Annotated in this window: 1 tRNA gene and 2 rRNA genes (1 of these 3 cut by a window edge); all 3 read left to right on the forward strand. The window is 50.6% G+C overall.

The features are described 5' to 3' along the window. Positions 1-23 precede the first annotated feature (23 nt). A 16S ribosomal RNA gene (locus OMU_RS17435) occupies positions 24-1582 on the forward strand. Between the two features lie 101 nt (positions 1583-1683). Then, positions 1684-1756, forward strand: a tRNA-Ala gene (locus OMU_RS17440). A gap of 172 nt (positions 1757-1928) precedes the next feature. After that, positions 1929-2500, forward strand: a 23S ribosomal RNA gene (locus OMU_RS17445) (it continues 2340 nt past the right edge of the window). The 16S and 23S rRNA genes sit together here with 1 tRNA gene alongside, the layout of an rRNA operon.

A 2500-nucleotide genomic window follows, 5' to 3' on the forward strand; every position in this document is an offset into this window, starting at 1 on the left:
GTCGGAAGACTGTTTCAAACACTTTTTATGAGAGTTTGATCCTGGCTCAGGACGAACGCTGGCGGCGTGCCTAATACATGCAAGTCGAACGCTTTTTCTTTCACCGGAGCTTGCTCCACCGAAAGAAAAGGAGTGGCGAACGGGTGAGTAACACGTGGGTAACCTGCCCATCAGAAGGGGATAACACTTGGAAACAGGTGCTAATACCGTATAACAATCGAAACCGCATGGTTTCGGTTTGAAAGGCGCTTTTGCGTCACTGATGGATGGACCCGCGGTGCATTAGCTAGTTGGTGAGGTAACGGCTCACCAAGGCAACGATGCATAGCCGACCTGAGAGGGTGATCGGCCACATTGGGACTGAGACACGGCCCAAACTCCTACGGGAGGCAGCAGTAGGGAATCTTCGGCAATGGACGCAAGTCTGACCGAGCAACGCCGCGTGAGTGAAGAAGGTTTTCGGATCGTAAAACTCTGTTGTTAGAGAAGAACAAGGATGAGAGTAGAACGTTCATCCCTTGACGGTATCTAACCAGAAAGCCACGGCTAACTACGTGCCAGCAGCCGCGGTAATACGTAGGTGGCAAGCGTTGTCCGGATTTATTGGGCGTAAAGCGAGCGCAGGCGGTTTCTTAAGTCTGATGTGAAAGCCCCCGGCTCAACCGGGGAGGGTCATTGGAAACTGGGAAACTTGAGTGCAGAAGAGGAGAGTGGAATTCCATGTGTAGCGGTGAAATGCGTAGATATATGGAGGAACACCAGTGGCGAAGGCGGCTCTCTGGTCTGTAACTGACGCTGAGGCTCGAAAGCGTGGGGAGCAAACAGGATTAGATACCCTGGTAGTCCACGCCGTAAACGATGAGTGCTAAGTGTTGGAGGGTTTCCGCCCTTCAGTGCTGCAGCTAACGCATTAAGCACTCCGCCTGGGGAGTACGACCGCAAGGTTGAAACTCAAAGGAATTGACGGGGGCCCGCACAAGCGGTGGAGCATGTGGTTTAATTCGAAGCAACGCGAAGAACCTTACCAGGTCTTGACATCCTTTGACCACTCTAGAGATAGAGCTTCCCCTTCGGGGGCAAAGTGACAGGTGGTGCATGGTTGTCGTCAGCTCGTGTCGTGAGATGTTGGGTTAAGTCCCGCAACGAGCGCAACCCTTATTGTTAGTTGCCATCATTTAGTTGGGCACTCTAGCGAGACTGCCGGTGACAAACCGGAGGAAGGTGGGGATGACGTCAAATCATCATGCCCCTTATGACCTGGGCTACACACGTGCTACAATGGGAAGTACAACGAGTCGCGAAGTCGCGAGGCTAAGCTAATCTCTTAAAGCTTCTCTCAGTTCGGATTGTAGGCTGCAACTCGCCTACATGAAGCCGGAATCGCTAGTAATCGCGGATCAGCACGCCGCGGTGAATACGTTCCCGGGCCTTGTACACACCGCCCGTCACACCACGAGAGTTTGTAACACCCGAAGTCGGTGAGGTAACCTTTTGGAGCCAGCCGCCTAAGGTGGGATAGATGATTGGGGTGAAGTCGTAACAAGGTAGCCGTATCGGAAGGTGCGGCTGGATCACCTCCTTTCTAAGGAAATAGTTCATCGAAGATGAACGTTACGGAAACTACACAGGAATGTTTTATTCGTTCAGTTTTGAGAGGTTTACTCTCAATTAGATAGCAATATCGGGGCCTTAGCTCAGCTGGGAGAGCGCCTGCTTTGCACGCAGGAGGTCAGCGGTTCGATCCCGCTAGGCTCCATTGATGACGTCAGTCATCATTCGTTCATTGAAAACTGGATACAGAAACAATTTTAAACAAACCGAGAACACCGCGTTGAATGAGTTTTTTAATAAGTTCAATTGCTTATTTATTACTAAGGAACATGATCGCTCATGGGAATTAGTAAGACCCTTGACGAAAGTCAAGATAAGGTTAAGTGAATAAGGGCGCACGGTGGATGCCTTGGCACTAGGAGCCGATGAAGGACGGGACTAACACCGATATGCTTCGGGGAGCTGTAAGTAAGCTTTGATCCGGAGATTTCCGAATGGGGAAACCCAACATCTTTTATAGGATGTTACTTTTCAGTGAATACATAGCTGATTAGAGGTAGACGCAGAGAACTGAAACATCTAAGTACCTGCAGGAAGAGAAAGAAAAATCGATTCCCTGAGTAGCGGCGAGCGAAACGGGAAAAGCCCAAACCAAGAGGCTTGCCTCTTGGGGTTGTAGGACTCCGATATGGTAGTCCAGTGAGATAGTCGAAGGACCTGGAAAGGTCTGCTAGAAAGGGTAAAAGCCCCGTAGACAAAATTTGACTGGCACCTAGGAGGATCCTGAGTACGGCGGAACACGAGGAATTCCGTCGGAATCCGGGAGGACCATCTCCCAAGGCTAAATACTCCCTAGTGACCGATAGTGAACCAGTACCGTGAGGGAAAGGTGAAAAGCACCCCGGAAGGGGAGTGAAATAGATCCTGAAACCGTGTGCCTACAACAAGT

Origin of the sequence: Enterococcus avium ATCC 14025 (assembly GCF_000406965.1) — a bacterium.
Lineage (GTDB): Bacteria > Bacillota > Bacilli > Lactobacillales > Enterococcaceae > Enterococcus_A > Enterococcus_A avium.